The organism is Fusicatenibacter saccharivorans (assembly GCF_015557635.1).
Taxonomy (GTDB): Bacteria; Bacillota; Clostridia; order Lachnospirales; family Lachnospiraceae; genus Fusicatenibacter; species Fusicatenibacter saccharivorans.
Window position 1 is genome coordinate 151,579 of record NZ_JADNOP010000004.1, and the last position, 22,206, is coordinate 173,784.

The following is a 22,206-nucleotide window of genomic DNA, read 5'->3' on the forward strand; positions in this document are numbered from 1 at the left end:
AAGGACTGTGGACAATGTGGATAATGTGGAGAAATCCGTTTTGTGAAATATTATCATCTACCAAAAATGTTGAAAAATGGAGGAAAACAGGGAAGTATAGGACTTTCTGGTGATATCGTTATGTAAACAAAGTTATACACAGGAAATCCACATTGTGTGGATCGTAAAAATGTGTATAAAATTGTGGACAATGTGGATAACTCTGAAAACAGGCGAAAATACAGGAAAATAGCTGTGAATAAAAATGTGCGTAACTATTTGGCGAAAAGACAGATTGTGTGGATTCGGAGCAAAAAAAGACCCTGTGGAAAAAAGGAAAACTCCATTTTCCACAGGGAGCAGGTAAAGCGAAAGAATGATTTTATTTTTCGGAAGCAAGAAGCTCCTCACCGATTTTTACAACGTCTCCGGCACCCATGGTGATCAGCATGTCGCCCTCGGCAAGATTTTCGTTCAGATAGTTTTCGATTTCCGCAAAGGATGGGAAATATTCGCAGGCAGTGCCGAGTTTTACAATGCGTTCCTGGATATCTTTGGAGGAGATGCCGAGCGTATCGGTTTCTCTGGCTGCGTAAATATCGGCGAGAACCACATGGTCTGCCAGGGAAAGAGCGGCAGCGAAATCATCGAGCAGCGCTTTCGTTCTGGTGTAGGTATGCGGCTGGAAGACGCACCACAGTGTTCTGTGCGCACAGTTTTCAGCGGCTTCCATCGTTGCACGGATTTCGGTTGGATGATGCGCATAATCGTCGATCACCTTTGCTCCGTGGTATGTACCCTTATACTGGAAACGGCGGTCGGTTCCGCGGAAGGTGGCAAAGCCTTCGTGGATGGCGTTTTCCGGCAGCTGCAGTTCATCGGCCAGTGCAATGGCAGCCAGGGCGTTGGAAACGTTGTGAAGTCCCGGAACCATCAGCGTGTAGCGACCGCGCAGCTCGCCACGGCAGATGCAGTCGAAGGACGGGTGATCGAACTCATCGTAGGTGATGTTGGCAGCGGTATAATCAGCGACAGCCTGATTCTCCAGCGCGTAGGTGACAACCTTACAGCCAAGACCTTCGGTCACGTAATCGTATTTCGGCGTATCGGCATTGATAATCAGCATGCCGTCGGTCGGGAGCAGACGGGCAAACGCACGGAAAGAGTGGCGGATGTCGTCGATATCCTTGAAGAAATCGAGATGGTCTGCATCCATGTTGAGGATAATGCCGATTTTCGGAAAGAAGCTTAAGAAACTGTTGGTATACTCGCATGCCTCGGTCAGGAAGGTTTCGGAATGGCCGACACGGATATTTCCGCCGATGGACGGAAGAATACCGCCGACAGAAATAGTCGGATCGCAGTCAGCGGCCATCAGAATGTGGGAGAGCATAGAAGTTGTTGTCGTCTTTCCGTGTGTACCGGAAACGGCGATCGGTGTATCGTAGTTGCGCATGATCTGTCCGAGCAGCTCGGCACGGGTCAGCATCGGAACACCGGCAGCTTTTGCAGCGGCAAATTCCGGATTGTCCGGATGGATGGCTGCGGTATAAACAACAAGGTCGGTTCCCGGAAGAATGTTTTCTGCCTTCTGACCGTAGAAAACCTGTGCGCCAAGAGAAGTCAGGTGGCGGGTCAGGTCACTTTCTTTTGCATCGGAACCGGAAATTGTAAAGCTTTCTTTTAAAAGAATCTCGGCAAGGCCGCTCATGCTGATGCCGCCGATGCCAATAAAATGTATATGGATTGGTTTGCTGAAATCTACTTCGTACATGGTATCTCCTTCAATGTGTCTTTTCACTGAAAATGGGGAAATTTTCTCAATACATATTTTTCAATTAATATAGGAAAGAACAGAACGAAATGCAGCGCCGGTTCCCCGGAATCCGGCTGGAACTGTTCTGGCTAATAGTATACACGTATTTGCCGGAAAAGTAAAAGAAAAAAAGCGGATGAATTCGAAAATGAAATAAAAAACAATGGATAAGTATTATAAACCAGAACATATGCAAAAAGAAATATTGCAAACTAAAATGAACGAAATGTAACAAAAACTGGTAAAAATAAATGAATACGCTGTCGAAAATTGTAGAAAATCATGATACGATTTTTGACACAAATAAAATGCATAGTCAAAATCAATAAAATATAAGATAAAATAAAAGAAAAATTATAAAAAATGTTCACAATGAGACGGAAGTGTGATATAATTTTAATTGTAGTTATCAAAGAAGTGCGTGGATATGAAAAACCAGAACCGACAGCATGGTTGCTGTTTCGTACACAGGGAGACAGGTGCTGTTTCGCTGCGTGAGAAAGTGATTCAGGTGTAAGTAGCCCCTTCCTGCAAGGCAAAGCCTGAAGGGGGGCAGCGAAGGTTACCGTTCGCGGAAAAGCGGTGAACGGTAAGCGTAGAACCGTACATTCTTACAGTTACTGCAAATCTTTAGATACGACAAGAGGTGATTGCATGATTAAGAAAGAGATGATAGCAATGCTGCTGGCAGGCGGCCAGGGAAGCCGTCTCGGTGTGCTCACGGAGAAAGTGGCAAAACCGGCAGTAGCATTTGGCGGAAAGTATCGAATCATCGACTTCCCGCTCAGTAATTGTATCAATTCGGGAATTGATACGGTAGGCGTACTGACCCAGTATCAGCCGCTGCGGCTGAATACCCATATCGGAATCGGTATTCCGTGGGATCTCGATAAAAACGAAGGCGGCGTAACCGTTCTGCCGCCATACGAAAAAAGTACAAACAGCGAATGGTATACAGGAACTGCAAATGCAATTTACCAGAACATGGCTTATATGGAAACATACAATCCGGAATATGTTCTGATTCTTTCCGGCGACCACATTTACAAAATGGATTACGAGGTGATGCTTGACTATCACAAAGCAAACCACGCAGATGTGACCATCGCATGTATGCCGGTACCGATCGAAGAAGCAAGCCGTTTCGGTGTCATGATCACAGACGGAAACGGAAGAATTACCGAATTTGAAGAAAAACCGGAGCACCCGAGAAGCAACCTCGCTTCTATGGGTATCTATATTTTCAGCTGGAAAGCATTAAAGGAATCTCTGACAGCCCTGAAGGATCAGCCGAGCTGTGACTTCGGAAAACACATTCTGCCGTACTGCCGCGACAACGGAAAACGTCTGTTTGCGTATGAGTTCAACGGCTACTGGAAAGATGTCGGAACGCTTGGCTCATACTGGGAAGCAAATATGGAGCTGATCGATATTATTCCGGAATTCAATTTATATGAGGAATTCTGGAAGATCTATACCAAAGGTGATATCATCCGTCCGCAGTATGTTTCCGGGGACGCTGTCATCGACCGCTGTATTATCGGCGAGGGCGCTGAAATCTACGGAGAGGTACATAATTCCGTCATCGGTGCGGATGTGCGCATTGAAAAGGGTGTTGTTGTAAGAGATTCTATTATTATGCGCCACAGCACAATCGGCGAGGGAACCCAGGTCAATAAGGCCATTATTGCAGAAAACGTACATGTCGGCAAACATGTTGTGATGGGCGTTGGCGAGGAAGCGCCGAACGTCTTAAAACCGAATATTTACGGATTCGGACTTGTGACCGTTGGAGAAAAGGCAGTCATTCCGGATGGCGTAACCATTGGAAAGAATGTCTGCATTTCCGGCGAAACTTCCCTTGAGGATTACCCGGATGGCACACTTCCGTCCGGCGGAGCAATTGTAGAAAAGGACGGTGAGTAATATGAGAGCATTGGGAATTATTCTTGCAGGCGGTAACAACAACAAAATGAGAGAGCTGTCCAATAAAAGAGCCGTTGCAGCTATGCCGGTCGCAGGCAGCTTCCGCAGCATCGATTTTGCGCTGTCAAGCATGGCAAACTCTCATATTCAGAAGGTGGCTGTCCTGACACAGTACAACGCCAGATCCTTAAATGAACATTTGAGCTCTTCCAAATGGTGGGATTTCGGAAGAAAACATGGCGGTCTGTTTGTATTTTCTCCAACCGTTACATCAGATAACAGCTGGTGGTACCGTGGAACGGCAGACGCGATCAGTCAGAACCTGAGCTGGCTGAAAAACAGCCATGAACCGTACGTAGTCATCGCATCGGGAGATGGCGTATACAAACTGGATTTCAATAAGGTACTGGAATATCATATTGCAAAACGTGCGGATGTTACTGTGGTATGCACGGATTCCAAGGAAGCAGATACCAGCCGCTTCGGCGTCCTGAAGATGAATGAGGACTGCCGCATCGAGGAGTTCGAGGAAAAACCGATGGTTTCGAGCTCCAACGTGATCTCTACTGGTATCTATGTCATCCGCCGTCGCCAGCTGATCGAAATGATTGAGCGCAGCGCACAGGAAGACCGTTACGACTTTGTAAAGGATATTTTAATCCGTTACAAAAACCTGAAACGGATTTACGGATACAAGATCAATACCTACTGGAGCAACATTGCTACCGTAGATTCCTATTACAGAACCAACATGGATTTCCTGAAACCGGAGGTAAGAGATTACTTCTTCGGCCAGTATCCGGGCATCTACTCCAAGATCGACGATCTTCCGCCGGCAAAATACAATCCTGGCTGCACAGTGAAAAATTCTCTTGTATCCAGCGGCTGTATCATCAACGGACAGGTTGAGAACTCTGTTTTGTTCAAGAAGGTATATGTTGGAAACAACTGTGTGATTAAAAATTCTATCATCTTAAATGATGTATATCTCGGAGACAACACTCACATTGAAAACTGTATTGTGGAGAGCAGGGACACCATCCGTGCAAACTCCTATCACTGTGGGGAGGACGGCATCAAAATTGTTGTCGAGAAAAACGAAAGATACGCCATCTGATTATGGGGTGAAAGGGGCATAAAAGTTTATGAACATTACAGACGTAAGAGTACGCAAGGTGACAAAAGAGGGAAAAATGAAGGCGGTTGTGTCTATCACAATCGATGACGAATTTGTCGTACACGATATCAAGGTAATCGAAGGAGAAAAAGGACTGTTCATCGCAATGCCGAGCCGTAAGGCTACGGACGGGGAGTACCGCGATATCGCACATCCGATCAACTCTGGAACCAGGGAAAAAATCCAGACTATTATCCTGAAACAGTACGAACAGGCGATGGCAGAAGCGGAAGCAGAGGAAGCTGCTGCAGAGGCCTGAGCAAAAAGGAAGAAAGAATGCCCCCAGGCGGAAAACGGAAGTGGTTACGTTTTCCGCCCGGGGGCGTTTTTGTCAGTAAAAACAAAGATGACGATATACAAAAGTATATCGCCATCTTTTTATGAGGGGGGAGATAGTGAGTGGTTTATCAACTATCCGAGCTTTATTATAAAAGGAATATGTGAGCAAAGTGTGTCCAAATTCTAAAAGAAATGGAAAAAATATAAAGAAAAGAAGAAAAATTGTGGGAAGAGGTATGGACAGAAGAGAGAAGAGAGCGTAAAGTGAGAGAAAAATGTATCTTCGGAGTCTTTTTTTGTGCCTGTATTTGCGCGAGCTGAAAAATTCCGGGAGTACATCATAAAAAGAGGAGGAAACAGGATGAGACAGAAGAGAATCAGCGATTACGGATATCGGATTGGACACCATGAAAGCGGACCGCGAAACAAAATTACGGATGTGCCCGGTGTGCGGGTAGGCCATGCGACGGTGGAAAGTGGAAATCAGCATACCGGAGTGACGGTGATTGTGCCGGGAGAAGGCAATCCGTTTCTGAAAAAGTACCTGGCGTCTGCCTACGTGCATAATGGTTTCGGGAAAACGTGCGGTCTTGTGCAGGTACAGGAGCTCGGAACGCTTGAAACGCCCATTGCCCTGACCAATACACTGAATGTCGGAAAAGTGGCGGATGCCATGATTTCATGGATGATACAGCAGACCAAAAAAGAAGGGGAAGATGTTTTCTCCATCAATCCGGTTGTTGGAGAATGCAACGACTCGAGGATCAATGAGATTTGTAACCGGGTAGTGGGGGAAAAAGAGCTGTATCAGGCACTGGAGCAGGCGGATACAGACTTTGCGGAAGGTGATATCGGTGCCGGAACAGGAACTATCTGCTATGGGCTGAAAGGGGGGATCGGATCGGCATCCCGCACGCTGGTGCTTGACGGAAAAACATATACCATTGGTGTTCTGGTACAGTCAAATTTCGGGGCAACCAGAGATTTGAAAATCAGTGGAAAACCGGCAGGAGAGAAGATTCTGGAGCGGATCCGGAAGGAAGAATGCGGAAGCAGCGCCGAAGACCGGGGATCGATTATGACGGTTCTGGCAACAGACCTTCCGGTATCGGAGCGGCAGCTGTACCGGATTATCCGCCGCTGTGGAGTTGGAATCGCCAGAACAGGAGCCTACACCGGCCACGGAAGCGGTGAAATCATGATCGGATTTACAACAGCAAACCGCGTAGACACAAAGAGTACATGTGAAGTGGAAGCGTGCGCCCGGATAAAAGAAGAAAAAATCAACGAGGCATTTGAAGCAGCGGCAGAGGCTGTGGAGGAAGCGATCCTGAACTCTATGGTAACCGCAAAGGAAAAAAGAGGCCTGGACGGAGCCAGATACCGCAGCCTTGCAGAATTTCTGGAAATACCGGGATTTCTGAAATAAATTATTTTTCCAGAACCATACGCCCCAGCTCGGAAATTTCACATCCGCCTTTTGTCCGGTGCACGATGAGATAACCGGCGGAAGAAAGCTCTCCGAGTACGGTGCGCAGAGCCGCTTCGGATACAAAGGTTTCTCCGTCTGCCAGTCCGTTTTTGATTGCCAGGCGGCCTGCTTTCGGATGCGTCGATACGAAAGAAAGAACCTGATATTGAAGGTCGGTGAGGGAAACGTCAGCCATCTGGCGGGAGCGGAGGTACGTCGGCAGATCGGAAAGCTGCAGCTTATGGCTGCTGTACCGGGTAAACAGGCTGCAGGACAGATTGTACAGCTCATGAATATTTCCGGGGTACGCATATTCCTTCAGAAAGCGCAGAAGCCCTTCCGAAAAGATCCGGTCGCAGGTCATATCGGTGTTGTGGAAAAACTGAAGCAGAAAGTAATTGAGAAGATCGGGAATATCCTCCCTGCGTCTGCGGAGCGGGACAGTCTGAAGCTCTGAAGCACTTAAAAGGTGAAAAAGTTCCCGCAGGAAGGTTCCTTTTTCTACTTTTTTATACAGGTTATCATCCGCAATGGCAATGATCCGCACATCGAAACGGCGGGTTTCCGGTGCGGAAAAGAAGTTACCATGAACATTGGTAAGAACATTGACCAGCAGATCCTGAATGGAAAGCGGAAAACGGTCCACCTGGGAAAGGACGAGTGTGCCATGGTTGGTTTCGGCAAGAAGCCGGAGCAGAGAAGCTTCGGTCAGATCATTTCCCGGAGAATGAAGAACGGAAAAAGGATAATGATGGCGGCGCGAAAAATTGTGGATCGCACGTGCGAGTGTCCTGCGCTGTGTACCGCTTTCTCCCTGGATCAGAATCGGAAAATCAAAAAGTGCAAGATGTCTGGCCTGCGCCATCAGATTCTGGACGGAATCTGCGTGGGACAGGGAAAGTGAAAAGGTACGGGAGGAAGCAAAAAAAGTGCTTTCTTCCGTTTTTTCGTCTTTCGGAACCGACATTTCCGTGGATCTGCCCTCGGGAAGAAACGCAAGAAAAACAGGCTCTGTATCCGGAAAAACCATAGAGAGAACGCTTAACGTGATCTGTGTTTTCTGATCCGAAAGGAGAATAGTCCAGTCACCGTTGCGGTCGAAAGCCGTATCCGCGTAGGCAGGCGGAAAACATTCCGAAAAAGGCTGTCCTTCAAAGTTGGAGGAGGGAAGCGAGAAGGCATGTGCAAATTTAGTATTCATAAACTGAATGCGGCCATCCGCACCAAACAGACAGATGCCAATGGGAAGAGAGAACAGGATCACCTGCATGAGCTGTTCGGTCTGTACATAATTGGTATAGTAAGTTTCTGAGGTCTTGACGGTGTGAAGAATCTGATTGACATAATTGCGCGATACACGGTTTACGGTCTGCAGAGGAATGTTGAAATATTCGCAGAGCTGTAAAATAGTGGAAATATCGATGATACGGTTGCCGATATCCAGCACATTCGGAATGCGGGAAGGAACGAGCTGCGGCTCGCCGGCGGTGATAGCAAACTGAATGTCAGACTCGGTATCCTTGCATCCTGGATAAAACGGAACAAAGTCATATTGTGTGACGCCGCATTCCTCAAGCTGGGAAATGATAGCGAGCGTGGAATATTTATCATCGTTTACCAGATAGACACGTTCGTGCGGCGGAATCTGAATGATTTTATCCAGGAACATATGGTTGAAAACGCGGTCGCAGGGGAGCTGCAGAATGGAAGGGTCGATGGTAAGCGGAAAGTTTTCCATGGCGCGGGCGGTTGGAAAAAGGACGCACTGGTATCCCCGGAAGAGGGATGGGTCTGTGGCCTGTTCTCTTAAAAGGGTATTAAAGGTGAGATATTCACCGAGCACGGAGTGAAGATAAGACTGAAATTCGGAAAGCATTCGTTTCCGGGAAGAAATGATCAATACGTTGCCAAGCTTTTGTTTTCTGTTCATAAAGGGACCTCTTTTCCTGCTAAAAAGTGGTAATGGGTTAAAAATTAGGATAATTATATCATTTTTGACGAAAATAAACAACCTAAATGCAAAAAGACAAAAAAGAAAAGAAAAAATCAGGAAGAATGCTTTGACATAGTGACGCATTACATCTATAATACCGATTAAGCAAAGGGGCTGTAAAAAAAAGGTAAGGCATCTTTGCTCTTTTTTATATCATGGTTCTGTTATCTGTGAAAAGAAAGAACAAAGAAAACAGCAACACTTGCAGAAAAGGAGGAGACAACAATGAAAAAAAGACATGTAATGCGTGCTCTGGTTGCAGCAGCAACGGCACTGGCACTGACAGCATGTGGATCGACAGGTTCTTCTGACACAAGTAAGAGCACATCAACAGCATCTGCTGCATCGACCTCATCCAGTTCGGAAGCAGATACGAAGAATACCATCTCGATTCCGGCAGGCGAGTCGGTATCCCAGGATTCTGATGTTACGGCAATGGTAGCTGTAGACTTTACCACCATGGATCCGATGGATACTTCCGATACACTTTCCGGTGGTGTACAGCGAATGATGATGGACGGTCTGTTTGGATTCGATGAGAATATGCAGATCATTCCGATGCTGGCAACCAGCTACGAAGCAAACGATGAAGCAACCGAGTATACGATCCATCTTCGTGAGGGCGTAAGCTTTACCGATGGAACTCCGTGGAATGCAGACGCCCTGATTGCAAACGTAAATAAATGGGCAGATAAGAGCCTTGGACTGAAACGTACTACATTCCTCTGCAATGTTCTGGATCATGCAGAGAAGATAGATGATTATACCGTTAAAATTTATTTAACACAGTCATTCGGTGCTTTCATCAGCAACCTGGCACATCCGGCTACGCTGATCATGAGCCCGAAACAGATTGAAGCAGGAGAAGATGCCTGTGCACAGGCACCGGTAGGAACCGGCCAGTACAAATTTGTTGAGTGGGTTGCCGGTGACCATATGAAGGTAGAGCTGAACAAAGACTGGTGGGGATATGACGCAGACGTCTGCGGCGGAACTGCTCTGGCAGATGCAGATGCAGGATTTAAGAGCATCACATTCAAACCGGTTGCAGAAAGTGCTACCCGTGTATCTGCAGTTCAGGCAGGTGACGCACAGATTATGTGGTCTGTACCGACCGAAAGCGTTGACACCTTAAAAGGTGACAGCAACGTATTCGTTGGAATGGGCGACAGCATCGCCGTATGGTACTTCTTCATGAATACACAGAAAGCACCGTTCAACGATGTTAAGGTTCGTGAGGCAATGGCTTATGCAATCAACAAAGAGGCATATATCCAGGTCGTTATGAACGGTTACGGTTCTGTGGCAACTTCTATGGTAGGAGAAGAAGTACAGCACTACAAAGGAAATGATCCGTATTCCTACGATCCGGAAAAAGCAAAAGAGCTGTTAAAGGAAGCAGGATATCCGGATGGATTTACCACAACACTGATGTACAGCAACACGACAGCAAATCAGAAAAAAGCAGAGTTCTACAAACAGCAGCTTTCTGAGGTTGGTATTGATCTGGAATTGAACGGAATGGAAAGTGCCGTTCTGAATGAAAAGGTTCAGGGAGCTGACTGCGCAGGAGCAGATGCCGAGGTTGAATGCTACTTAAGCGGATGGTCTACTTCCACCGGTGATGCTGACTGGGGACTTCGTCCGATGCTGGCAACCGAGTCTGAGCCGCCGATGAGCTACAATGTCAGCTACTATGAGAATGAAAAAGTAGATCAGCTTCTCAAAGACGGTCTTGCAACTGCAGATGAAGACAAACGTGGTGAGATCTATGGAGAAGTACAGGATATCGTATGGAAGGATCTCCCGCTGCTCTGCATCGCAAGCGATAAAAACATCTGGGCAACCAGCAACAACATTACCGGAGTATATCTGTTAGGCGATGGAAGCATCGGTATGAGAAATGCCAGAATGGCAGCCGAATAACGGCAGACTGAAACAAGGATATGAAAAAGACCCCGGCGTCCTTCCATCAAAAGAGGGCGCCGGTTTCTTACAAACAGGAAAGCAGGCAGTGATCCGTGGGATTGTACCTGTAGGATAAGCATGAAAGTAGGAGATACAATATGCCAAAATATATACTGAAGCGTATTGTGGGTACGATCCCCACACTGATTATTGTTGTTACATTTGTATTTTTCTTTGTCCGCCTGATTCCGGGAGATCCGGCGAGACTCGTTGCAGGAGAGCAGGCAACACAGGATGACGTAGAGGCAGTAAGAGAAGAGCTTGGCCTCAATAAATCCATTCCGACACAGTATGTTACCTATGTGACAGGACTTTTAAAAGGAAATCTCGGAACATCCCTTCGCACAAAGCAGCCAGTTACAAAGGAGGTTGCGGGAAGATTCGGAAATACCGTTCGTCTGGCATTTGTCACATTGCTGTGGAGTTCGGTTGTGGGTGTGCTCTTTGGTGTGTGGTCCGGAACTCACAGGGGAAAATGGCAGGATTATACCGGAATGACGATTGCGGTCTCGGGTATTTCGCTCCCCTCGTTCTGGATCGGCTTTCTGCTGATTATGCTGTTTGCGGTAAAACTGCGAATTCTGCCGACAACAAGCGGAACAAGCCTGAAAAGTCTGATTATGCCGTCGATCACGCTCGGCGTCGGAATTGCAGCCGTGATCGCACGATTTACAAGATCCTCCATTATTGAGGTTTTAAAAGAAGATTATGTCAGAACAGCAAGAGCAAAAGGAATCAAAGAAAAGGTTGTGATCTGGAAGCATGTTTTCCGCAACTCCATGATCTCCGTCGTGACGGTTGTGGGTCTGCAGTTCGGCTTTCTGCTGGGAGGTTCTGTTGTCACAGAAACGGTATTTGCCTATCCTGGCCTTGGCTCCCTTCTGATTGAATCGGTCAATTACAGAGATTATCCGGCAATCCAGTCCCTGATTCTGATCTTTTCGCTGCAGTTTATCGTCATCAACCTGATTGTCGATATCCTCTATGCGGTTCTGAATCCGGAAATTAAACTTCAGTAGGAGATGAGTGGAATGAAAGAAAAGAAAAAAGTACAGACCGAGAACCAGGAGAGAATTAAAACTCCGTTTTCTGAGATGGTTCGAAAATTTAAAAAACAGAAAAATGCAGTAGTTGCGCTTTGTTTTATCATTTTTCTCATTTTCCTTGCGTTTTTCGGAAGCAAAATTGTGCCGTACGGAATCAATGAGTATGATTACAATGCGATTCTGCAGGGACCAAGTATGAAGCACCTGTTTGGAACGGATGAGTTTGGACGGGATCTGTTTTCCCGTATCGTCTGTGGAACCCGGATTTCACTTGCAGTCGGATTCGGCGCTGTTACGGTCGGTGCAGTCTGTGGTACCATTCTCGGACTTCTGGCCGGATATTACGGCGGATGGATGGATTCTATTATTATGAGAATCTGCGATGTCCTGTTCGCTTTTCCGGGACTGATTCTTGCAATCGCCATCGTGGCAATCCTCGGAAGCGGCATGACAAACGTTGTGATTGCGGTCGCTGTCTTTTCTACACCGACCTTCGCACGACTTGTCCGAAGCAAAACGCTGACCCTGAAAAATTCCGTCTTTGTCCTGGCGGCACGGAACATCGGTGTTTCCGATGCAAGAATTCTGTTTCACCATATTCTGCCGGGAGCCATTCCGGACATCATTGTACAGTATTCCATGTCATTTGGATCTTCCATTCTGACAGCATCGAGCCTTTCCTTCCTGGGAATGGGCGCACAGCCGCCGACACCGGAATGGGGACTGCTTCTTTCCAACGGAAGAAACTATATGGCAAGTGCAATGTATGTGACGATTTTCCCGGGTCTTGCGATTTTCCTTACCGTACTGAGCTTTAACCTGTTAGGCGACGGACTTCGCGATGCACTCGATCCGAAACTTTCCGATTGATAAGGAGGAGCAGAAGTGGCTACTGATAACGTACTTGAGATAAAAAATTTACATACGTATTTCTATACCGATGGCGGCGTGATCAAAGCAGTAGACGGTGTCGATGTGGAGCTTCGACGCGGCGCAACGCTTGGCATCGTAGGTGAGTCGGGAAGTGGAAAGAGCGTGACATCCCTCTCTGTGATGGGATTACTGACCGGAACGAAAGGAAAAATTGCTGATGGCGAAATCCTGCTGGATGGCGATGACATTGTAAAGCTGACGAAGGAACAGCAGAGAAAGCTGCGCGGAAGCAAAATTTCCATGATTTTCCAGGAACCGATGACCAGTCTGAATCCGGTCATGAAGATTGGAGACCAGGTGGCAGAATGTGTTCTGCAGCACGAAAAAATATCAAAAAAAGAGGCACTGAAAAAGGCGGAAGATATGCTCCGGAAAACGGGTGTTCCGCGTGTGGAACATATGATGAAGGAGTATCCGTTCCAGCTTTCCGGCGGCCAGAGACAGAGGGTCATGATTGCCATGGCGCTTGTATGCAAGCCGGAAATCCTGATTGCGGATGAGCCGACGACCGCACTGGATGTAACGATTCAGGCACAGATACTGGATTTGATGAATCAGCTGAAAAAAGAGACAGGTACATCGATCCTGTTTATTACACATGATCTTGGTGTTGTCGCAGAGGTCTGCGATGATGTTGCCGTTATGTACTGCGGCCGCGTGGTAGAGCGCGGAGATGTAAAAACAATTTTCGCCAATCCGTCCCACCCGTATACGAAGGGACTGCTGGGATCGATTCCGAGACTGGGAGACGCCGGAAAAGAACTGAAGTCGATTCCGGGTAACGTTCCAAACCCGAAATATATGCCGAAAGGCTGCAAATTTGAGCCGCGATGTCCATACGCTTCGGAAAAATGCCGCGAGGAAGAACCGGGATTTTTCCAGATCGAGGAAGGCCATATCAGCAGATGCTGGCTCTGCGAAAGCGGACAGCTCAAAACAGATCACGTAGAGAAGGCAGGTGACTAGGATGTCGGATACATTACTTAGAGTAGAGGATTTGAAAATTTATTATCCGGTTGCCGGAAGCGGATTTGGGAAAAAGGAATTCGTCAAAGCGGTAGACGGAGTTACCTTTGAGGTGAAAAAAGGCGAGGTATTCGGAATTGTAGGCGAGTCCGGCTGCGGAAAATCCACGCTGGGAAGAGGGGTCTGCAAACTGGAAAATCTGACATCGGGCCATGTGTATCTGGATGGAGAAGATATTACAGAGTACAATGACCGGAGAATGCGTTCCATCCGGAAAAAGGTACAGATGGTTTTTCAGGATCCGTATGCGTCCCTGAATCCACGGATGTCCGTTTTTGACATCATTGCAGAGCCGCTGCTGGTGCATCATCTGTATCAGGATAAAGCGGATCTGGAAAAGAAAGTGCTGGATCTTTTGCACCGGGTAGGACTGGATGACTACCATGCAAACCGTTATCCACATGAATTTTCCGGCGGTCAGCGTCAGAGAATCGGAATTGCCCGTGCGCTTGCGGTAGAACCGTCTCTGATCATCGCAGACGAACCGGTTTCGGCACTGGATGTGTCTATTCAGGCGCAGGTTCTGAATCTTTTAAATGAACTGAAGCATGATCTGGATCTGACCTATATTTTTGTTGCACATGACCTGAGCGTTGTGGAATACATCAGTGACCGTGTCGGCGTTATGTATCTCGGCAATTTCGTGGAGGTCGGAGAAAAAGAGAAAATTTACAGCAATCCGATGCATCCGTATACGCAGGCACTGCTTTCCGCAGTTCCGGTTCCGGATCCGACGGCAAAAAGAGAAAGAATTCTGCTTGAGGGAAGTATCCCATCCGCCCACAAGCCGCCGACAGGCTGCAAATTCCATACCAGATGTCCAAAATGCATGGAATGCTGCAAAACACAGGCGCCGGAGCGGTATGAAGTGGATGACGGACATTACGTATATTGTCATCTTTATGATAAAGAAAGAAGGAAACAGCAGAAATGAAGCTTTTTATCAGTGCAGATATCGAGGGCTGTGCCGGAGTGGCACTGACCGATGAAACACATAAGAAGGAAAGCGTATACCAGAGATTTGCAGAGGAGATGACCGAAGAGGTCGTTGCGGCATGCGAAGCAGCACATGAAGCGGGTGCGGATGAGATTGTCGTAAAGGACGGTCACGGAGATGCATCCAACATTGACCCGCTGAAAATGCCGGAGTATGTCACCCTGATCCGGGGAAAGAGTGGTCATCCGTATAATATGATGTATGGTATCGACGACAGCTATGACGGTGTACTGTATCTTGGATACCATGCACCGGCAGGAGATCCGAATTTTTCGATCAGCCACACATCGACAGGAAACAGCCTGTATATTCATCTGAATGGAAAAGTGATGAGTGAGTGCATGCTGAACAGCTATACAGCAGCATCACATCACGTACCGGTGCTGTTTCTTTCCGGAGATGAAGAGATCTGCCGTCAGGCCAAAGAACTGATTCCGGGCATTACGACAGTGGAAACGAAGCATGGTGTCGGTGCGGCAACGTGGTGCAAGGCGAAAGGAAAAGTGATATCCGAAATCCGGGAAGGGGTAAAAAAGGCAGTTGCCGGACAGAAAAAAGAGTGCCAGGTGGCTCTTCCGGAGCACTTTACATATGAGGTAACATATAAAGACTGGAAAAAAGCGTACACGATGTCGTTTTATCCGGGAATGCAGAAGGTAGATACCTTCACAAATAAGCTGGAGACAGATCGCTGGATGGATATTGTCACAGCACACTGCTTTGTTGTATATTAAGAATATAAATCTGATAGAAAACCAAAGAAAAGAGGATAAAACAATGGATATAGAAATGTTTGGTAAGCTTTCCGATGCATTTGGACCAAGTGGATTTGAGGAGGATGTCATCCGTACCATAGCAGATTACTGCAAAGAATTTGATGTAGAAAATGACGCAATGAATAACCTGTATGTGCGGATGCCGGGAACAGAGAAGGATTCCCGTCCGGTCATCCAGCTGGATGCCCATCTGGACGCATGCGGTTTCATGGTACAGAATATCCAGGACAACGGATGCCTTGGCATTATCATGCTTGGCGGCTTTCATCTGACCAGCCTTCCGGCACATGCGGTATGGATCCGCACCAGATCCGGAAAGATGGTACATGGTATTATCTGCGCAAAACCGGTTCATTTCATGACAACAGCGGAACGCAGCAGTCAGACTCTGGAAATTGAAAAAATGTATGTGGATGTCGGAGCAACCAGCCGCGAGGAGGTTGAAAATGTTTTCGGAATCCATATCGGTGATCCGATGATGCCGGATGTAACCTTTGAATACGATGCAGAGCATGAGATCTGCTTCGGAAAAGCATTTGACAACCGGGCCGGCTGCGCATGCATCGTAGATACGATGAAACAGCTGGAAAAGGAGCAGGCTTCTCTTGCGGTTAATGTTGTCGGCGCCTTTGCAGCGCAGGAGGAGGTCGGAACCCGCGGTGCTGTGGTGACGAGCCAGATTGTAAAACCGGACCTTGCCATTGTATTTGAGGGATCTCCTTCCGATGACTTTTTCATCAGCGCAGGACAGGCACAGGGCTGCATGAAGAAGGGTGTTCAGATTCGTATCCTGGACAACAGCTATATTTCCAATACGCAGTTTATTTCACTGGCCGAGGAAGTAGCAGAAAAATGCGGAATTAAATACCAGGAGAGCGTAAGAAGAGGCGGAAGCACAAACGCAGCAAAAATCAGCGTGACAGGAAAAGCAGTTCCGTGTCTGGTGCTTGGTGTTCCATCCCGCTATGCGCACAGCCATTACAATTTCTGCGCAAAAGAAGACCTGGAGGCAGCAAGCGCAATGGCAGCCAATGTCATTCGTGCTTTAGATGAGGAAAAGATCCGTCATATCTGCCATCAGGATGTACTGTAAAATATTCGATAACGAAAGAAAAAGCATGCCGGAAGCGGGTTCACAGGAAAGGTGAAGCCGTTTTCGGCATATCTGGTAAAAAGGAGAGTTTACAAGTGAGAAAACCGATCATTGGAATCTTGGGAAATACGTATAAAACACAGCCGGGACTTTTTTCAAGCGCGGAGAGAATGTATGTCAACAGCGATTATATCGAATCAGTTCTGAACAACGGCGGAATTCCTATGGCAATTCCGGCAGTTGCCATGAAAGCGGATCCGGAAGGCATACTTGCTGTGTGCGACGGAATTCTGGTTCCCGGCGGAGAGGACTTAAATCCGTGGTATTATGGAGAAGAGCCAAAACCGCAGATCCAGACCATCCGCCCGGAGATCGACGAGGCATGGTTTGCACTTGGACGGGCAGCAAAAGAGATGGGAATGCCTATGCTTGGCATCTGCAAAGGAATTCAGTTTTTAAATGTCCTGTGCGGCGGTGATCTGTACCAGGATATCTATACACAGAAGGAAACTACAATTCTGCATCTGCAGTCCCTGGAGCGGTCGTATCTGCATCACCATGTGGAAATTAAAGAGGGAACCCATCTGGCAGAAATTCTCGGGGCGGGAACCCATGCGGTAAACTCCATGCATCATCAGGCAGTGCGTACGCCGGGAGAGGACATCGTGGTTTCAGCAACGGCGCCGGATGGAACCATCGAGGCGATAGAAAGCCGCAACGGACAGATTGTGGCCGTACAGTGGCATCCGGAAGGGCTGATCCACTCAGCGCCGGAGATGAACCGTCTTTTTGCGGATCTGGTAGAAAGAAGCAGCAGATACAGAGAGAAAAGGTAACGATTTGGAGCTATGTAAAAGGAAAGAAAAACCGGGATGGGACTTTTGAACCGTTACGAAAAAATAAGAATGGATAAAGATGCGATTCCAAAAGCAGAGAGCAGGAATCGTTCGGGAGGCAAAAAAAGAATGAACAGAACAATAAGAGTATCGGCGGCAGGTGATATTCTGATTATGAAACGGCTTCTGCCGGGATATCAGGATGTTTTGCCGATTCGCGAATTTCTGATGCAGGGAGAGGTTCGGATGGCGAATCTGGAAACGACGATATCGGACGGCAGCTGTTACGCATCGGCGTATTCCGGCGGAACATGGCTGACGGCAGATGCGAGGTGTCTGGAAGATACCCTGCGTTACGGTTTTAATTTTCTTGGGATTTCGAATAATCATACGATGGATTATTCCTACGAAGGACTTGCATCTACGATCAGCGAACTGAAAAAAAAGGATGTGGCATATGCCGGAGCAGGCAAAAATCTTTACGAAGCATCGCGTCCTGCCATTCTGGACACAACAGCGGGACAGATTGCGGTGATTGATATCTGTTCTACCTTTGAAAATGCAGCCAGGGCGGGAAGCCAGACGGAACGGCAGCCGGGCCGGCCGGGCTTAAATCCGCTGCGTTTTTCGGAAAAATATACCATTACGGAAAAACATGCGCAGGATCTTGCAAAGATTGCAGAGGTGACCGGAATCAACGGACTGCGGGATCTGCACCGGCAGGAGGGATTTATAGCTCCGCTTCCCGAGGGTGTCATGGAATTTGGCGGGAAAATGTTTGAAATCAGCAAGGACGGAACAGAGGGAAGAAGCTCCAGCCCGAATCCGATCGATGTGAAACGCACCGTCGATGCAATCCGGGAAGCGAAGATGACATGTGAGGCAGTCCTGGTTATGGTACATTCACATGAAATTCGTAAGGACAATGACGAGGAAGCGGATTATTTTCTGGAGAAATTTGCACACGCCTGTATCGATGCGGGCGCCAGCGCGGTGATCGGGGGCGGAACGCATCAGCTGAAGGGAATCGAACTGTATCATGACTGTCCGATTTTCTATTGCCTCGGAAATTTTATTTTTGAAAATCAGTATGTACGCCTTCTGCCAGCGGACTACATGGAAAAATATGGTCTGAATATTCACACGGCAGCATCCATCGGAATCGCCAGGCGGCAGGAGCAGTCCTCACATTCCCTCTACGAAATTCCGGAGGTCTATCGGAGTGTGCTGCCGTATTTCGAGATCTGTCAGGGGAAATGCACACATCTGGAGCTTCTGCCGGTCGAGCTTGGTATGGACAGGGAAAACTCAGAAAAAAATATTCCGTACGTGGCAGACGAAAAAACAGCAGAAAAAATTGCAGAATATCTCACCCGCGTGAGCAAGAGATATGGAACAGAATGGGAATACAAAGAAGGAAGGATTGTGCTTCATGCGTAAAAAATGGGAAATAGAAGAGGAATACCGAAACTTTTGCCGGAACAACAAAGAACTTGCGCTGCAGACGCTGCGGGAGCTGACACTGACCCCGACGGAAACGGGAAAAGAGGATCAGAGAATCGCATATTGCATGGAATGGATGAAACAGCAGGGCATGGAGTCGGTTCATACGGATGAGCTTGGAAATGTAATCTGGGAGTATCGGCCGGAACAGGAAAAGAAGGTTCTGTATACGGCGCATCTGGACACTGTGTTTTCGCTGGAGGAACCGCTGGAGATTAAGGAAGACGGAATGATCTGGCGTTGTCCCGGCATCACAGACGATACCGTGAATGTCGTGATGCTTCTGATGGCGGCAAAATACGTTCATGAGACAGAGCCGGAGCTTCCATGCGGTCTGATTTTTGCAGCGGATCTGGGAGAAGAAGGGCTTGGCAATCTGTGCGGAGTTCGCGCGCTTGTCGACCATTATGAAAAAAATCTGTGCGGAATGGCAGCCTTTGATCTGTATCGGGATAAAATGTATCCCATCTGCATCGGGTCTGTCCGGTATCGGATTTCGGCAAAAACAAAGGGCGGTCATTCTTTCCTGAATTTCGGAAGAAAAAATGCCATTGCAGAGCTTGCGGGTCTGATCGGAGAGCTTTACCGTTTTCAGACAGATGCAGCATCTCATACAACATACAATGTAGGAAAGATAGAGGGAGGAACCTCCGTCAATACGATTGCGCAGGATGCCTCCATGCTGTTTGAATTCCGTTCGGAGGATTACCGGAGTCTGGAAGCCTGCGAAACATATCTGGAGCAGACCATAGCAGCACGCCAGAGTGAGGAGGTACAGTATTCCTGTGAGCTCGTCGGAAAGCGGCCGTGCGCAAGAGAAACCGATCCTGTCCAGATGGCACGTATGACGCGGTGCGCACAGAAAACGCTGAAGGCAGCCGACGGGGAAGAACCGGTATGCTCTGAAGCATCCACAGACTGTAATATCCCATTGTCACGGCATATTCCTGCCATCTGTGTCGGTTTCTGCCGGGGCGGAGGAGCGCATACCAGAGAAGAATGGCTCGATGCCGCCAGCGTAGAAGATGGCATGTGTGCAGCCGTAGCACTCGTATGCCGGCTTCCGTGGATGTGCTGCGAGAGCAGAGTCGTTGTAAGGGACGGGATAGAGGATCGAAAAGAGAAAGAAGAAATCCGGCAGCTGCTGGAGCGGTGCGATCAGGATTTCGTTCCGCCGCTTTCCCACCGCAACAGTACATCCCAGACGAACTGGGCCGAGACAGAAGAAAAGACGGATGGAATTGCAGAATATCTGGAAAATATCTGCAGTCAGCATGTGGTGCTGTGGAAGGAAGAGGGAGTCGTGCGGGCCTTTATGACCTGGAAGGATCATTTTAACTGTGAAAATCTGGAAGCATATCCGGATTCCTGCTATCTGACCACCCTCTGCGTCTGGCCGGATTACCGCGGACAGGGAATTTCGGAGGTAATGTATGCAGAAGCAGAAAAGGACATCGCGGCAAAATTTCCGGGAAGCCGGATTACTCTCCGTACCTGGTCCACGAACGGGGCCCAGGAGCATATCCTGGACAAGCTGGGATATAGTCTTGTCCGGCGGCTGAAAGATGACCGTGGAGAAGGAATTGATACGGTTTATTTTGTAAAAAAGGAAGAAAACGACAGATAACATGGTGCTTGCAAATCGTAGCTGAAGGTGTCATAATCGGAAGCATAAGACAGCAAAAGGAGGGCTATAGCTATGCCTTGTACAACCATTTTAGTTGGAAAGAAAGCATCGTATGACGGTTCCACCATGATCGCGCGAAACGACGATTCCGGTGCAGGCCATTATACATCGAAAAAATTTGTAGTGATTCACCCGGAGGAGCAGCCGAGAACCTATAAAACCGAGATTTCTCATCTGACCATTGAGCTTCCGGACAATCCGATGCGGTACACTGCAGTGCCAAACGCAGAAAAAGGCGAGGGTGTCTGGGCGGCAAGCGGCGTGAATGCAGCGCAGGTCGGTATGACTGCGACCGAGACAATCACATCGAATCCGCGTGTGCTGGGTGCGGATCCGCTTGTTGTTTATCAGCCGGCGGAAGACGGAAAAGAAGAGGTTCCGGGCGGAATCGGCGAGGAGGACCTTGTTTATATTGTTCTTCCTTATATTAAAAGCGCCAGAGAGGGTGTCAAAAGACTGGGCAGCCTGCTGGAGCAGTACGGTACATACGAGATGAACGGCATTGCATTTCAGGACCACGATGAGATCTGGTGGCTGGAGACGATCGGCGGCCATCACTGGATGGCAGTGAAAGTGCCGGATGACCATTATGTGGCCATGCCGAACCAGCTTGGCATCGACCATTTTGATCTGGAGGATGCACTCGGCGAACAGAAGGAATATATGTGCTCAGCAGACTTGAAAGAATTTATTGAAACATATCATCTGGATCTTTCTATGGATGGAAATTTTAATCCGCGCGATGCCTTCGGAAGCCACGATGATTCCGATCACGTTTACAATACACCGCGTGCCTGGTTCATGGAGCGCTATCTGAACCCGCACACGAAAAAATGGGACGGACCGGATGCCGATTACACACCAGTATCTGACGATATTCCGTGGATGATGGTTCCGGAGAAGAAGATCACCGTAGAGGATGTGAAATACGTACTGTCCTCTCACTATCAGGGAACACCGTACGACCCGTATGCCGCATACGGCGAGAAATCGTGGAAAGGGGCATACCGCTCCATCGGTGTCAATCGGACCGATTTCCTTTCTGTCATCCAGATGCGCCCGGATCACAAAGGAGACAACGGCATTCTGCAGTGGATTGCATTTGCGTCAAATGCATTCAATGTGCTGGTTCCGTTCTACACCGATGTGACGACAACACCGGAGTATCTTTCCAACACAACGGGAGAGGTTTCCACAGATAACTTCTACTGGGCAAGCCGCATGGTGGCAGCAATGGCAGATGCATCCTATAAGTCTTCTATCTTCCACATTGAGCGGTATCAGGAAAAGGTGATGGCAAAAGGCCATGCACTGATCCATCAGTACGATGCGCTGCTTGCAGGGGAGACAGACGAAACAAAACAGACACAATTGAGAGAAGAAGCAAACAACAAAATCGCTGAAATGCTGAAAAAGGAGACGGGTGCAACACTGCACAAGGTACTCTTTGAACTCAGCAACCAGATGAAAAACGCGTATTCCAGATCGGATGCGTAAGGCTTTTTGGGGGGAAAGAATAAGAGAATGGTTCTGCGCGCAGGAAAAATTGCGCGCAGAATCATTTCCTGTCCGGAACCGCCTCGAACAAACAGGGTGTTACAGTTCGTCGGAAACCAGTGAACGATACGATCCTGATAAAAAATCTCAGCGTACTTTGGTGAATTTTGTTGACAACAGGCAGTTCCTGTGCTACAATAAAC

General features: G+C 47.9%; 17 protein-coding genes. 15 read left to right on the forward strand and 2 right to left on the reverse strand.

Annotation, left to right across the window (positions count from 1 at the left end):
* Positions 1-361: 361 nt before the first annotated feature.
* Entirely contained in the window at positions 362-1,753 is a 1,392-nt protein-coding gene (gene murC, locus I2G42_RS05010; protein WP_055219224.1) for a UDP-N-acetylmuramate--L-alanine ligase, read from the reverse strand.
* A 696-nt stretch (positions 1,754-2,449) separates the two neighbouring features.
* On the opposite strand from murC, the gene I2G42_RS05015 reads away from it, so the two are divergent.
* From I2G42_RS05015 to I2G42_RS05030, 4 genes are all read left to right on the forward strand, one after another.
* On the forward strand, positions 2,450-3,721 hold the full coding sequence (locus tag I2G42_RS05015) for a glucose-1-phosphate adenylyltransferase (protein WP_022463227.1): 1,272 nt from the start codon (positions 2,450-2,452) through the stop codon (positions 3,719-3,721).
* A gap of 1 nt (position 3,722) precedes the next feature.
* Positions 3,723-4,838, forward strand: coding sequence for a glucose-1-phosphate adenylyltransferase subunit GlgD (gene glgD, locus I2G42_RS05020; protein WP_055226716.1), 1,116 nt, complete (start codon positions 3,723-3,725; stop codon positions 4,836-4,838).
* 28 nt (positions 4,839-4,866) lie between these two features.
* Positions 4,867-5,157 (forward strand): septation regulator SpoVG, encoded by a 291-nt coding sequence (gene spoVG / locus I2G42_RS05025; RefSeq protein WP_022463229.1) that lies wholly within the window; start codon positions 4,867-4,869, stop codon positions 5,155-5,157.
* A gap of 381 nt (positions 5,158-5,538) precedes the next feature.
* Positions 5,539-6,606, forward strand: a complete 1,068-nt coding sequence (locus tag I2G42_RS05030) for a P1 family peptidase (protein WP_055226719.1) — start codon at positions 5,539-5,541, stop codon at positions 6,604-6,606.
* 1 nt (position 6,607) lies between these two features.
* Here I2G42_RS05030 and I2G42_RS05035 read toward each other — a convergent pair whose 3' ends face one another.
* Positions 6,608-8,578, reverse strand: a complete 1,971-nt coding sequence (locus tag I2G42_RS05035) for a sigma 54-interacting transcriptional regulator (protein ID WP_055226720.1) — start codon at positions 8,576-8,578, stop codon at positions 6,608-6,610.
* 288 nt (positions 8,579-8,866) lie between these two features.
* Here I2G42_RS05035 and I2G42_RS05040 point away from each other — a divergent pair, with 288 nt between their 5' ends.
* The 11 genes from I2G42_RS05040 (at position 8,867) to I2G42_RS05090 (ending at position 22,003) form a co-directional block, all read left to right on the forward strand.
* The gene (locus I2G42_RS05040; protein ID WP_055226722.1) at positions 8,867-10,567 is read left to right on the forward strand and encodes a glutathione ABC transporter substrate-binding protein; all 1,701 of its coding nucleotides are present in this window, start codon (positions 8,867-8,869) and stop codon (positions 10,565-10,567) included.
* Between the two features lie 140 nt (positions 10,568-10,707).
* Positions 10,708-11,628 (forward strand): ABC transporter permease, encoded by a 921-nt coding sequence (locus I2G42_RS05045; protein WP_055219236.1) that lies wholly within the window; start codon positions 10,708-10,710, stop codon positions 11,626-11,628.
* 12 nt (positions 11,629-11,640) lie between these two features.
* On the forward strand, positions 11,641-12,525 hold the full coding sequence (locus tag I2G42_RS05050) for an ABC transporter permease subunit (RefSeq protein WP_195530806.1): 885 nt from the start codon (positions 11,641-11,643) through the stop codon (positions 12,523-12,525).
* 15 nt (positions 12,526-12,540) lie between these two features.
* Positions 12,541-13,554, forward strand: a complete 1,014-nt coding sequence (locus tag I2G42_RS05055; protein WP_055219240.1) for an ABC transporter ATP-binding protein — start codon at positions 12,541-12,543, stop codon at positions 13,552-13,554.
* A gap of 1 nt (position 13,555) precedes the next feature.
* Positions 13,556-14,548, forward strand: a complete 993-nt coding sequence (locus tag I2G42_RS05060; protein ID WP_055226728.1) for an ABC transporter ATP-binding protein — start codon at positions 13,556-13,558, stop codon at positions 14,546-14,548.
* Positions 14,545-15,345: a M55 family metallopeptidase gene (locus I2G42_RS05065; RefSeq protein ID WP_055219245.1), complete on the forward strand. Its 801-nt coding sequence runs from the start codon at positions 14,545-14,547 to the stop codon at positions 15,343-15,345. The genes I2G42_RS05060 and I2G42_RS05065 overlap by 4 nt, the downstream gene beginning before the upstream one ends.
* A 43-nt stretch (positions 15,346-15,388) precedes the next feature.
* A complete protein-coding gene (locus tag I2G42_RS05070; RefSeq protein WP_055219247.1) occupies positions 15,389-16,480 on the forward strand; it encodes a M42 family metallopeptidase in 1,092 nt (363 codons plus the stop codon).
* Between the two features lie 95 nt (positions 16,481-16,575).
* Complete coding sequence (locus I2G42_RS05075) at positions 16,576-17,316, forward strand: gamma-glutamyl-gamma-aminobutyrate hydrolase family protein (protein WP_055226730.1); 741 nt, start codon at positions 16,576-16,578, stop codon at positions 17,314-17,316.
* A 129-nt stretch (positions 17,317-17,445) separates the two neighbouring features.
* Positions 17,446-18,756 (forward strand): CapA family protein, encoded by a 1,311-nt coding sequence (locus tag I2G42_RS05080; protein WP_167622784.1) that lies wholly within the window; start codon positions 17,446-17,448, stop codon positions 18,754-18,756.
* Positions 18,749-20,446: a M20/M25/M40 family metallo-hydrolase gene (locus tag I2G42_RS05085; protein ID WP_195530807.1), complete on the forward strand. Its 1,698-nt coding sequence runs from the start codon at positions 18,749-18,751 to the stop codon at positions 20,444-20,446. Before I2G42_RS05080 ends, I2G42_RS05085 begins: the two co-directional genes overlap by 8 nt.
* Positions 20,447-20,518: 72 nt before the next feature.
* Positions 20,519-22,003 (forward strand): C69 family dipeptidase, encoded by a 1,485-nt coding sequence (locus tag I2G42_RS05090; RefSeq protein ID WP_055226829.1) that lies wholly within the window; start codon positions 20,519-20,521, stop codon positions 22,001-22,003.
* The last annotated feature ends 203 nt before the right edge of the window (positions 22,004-22,206 follow it).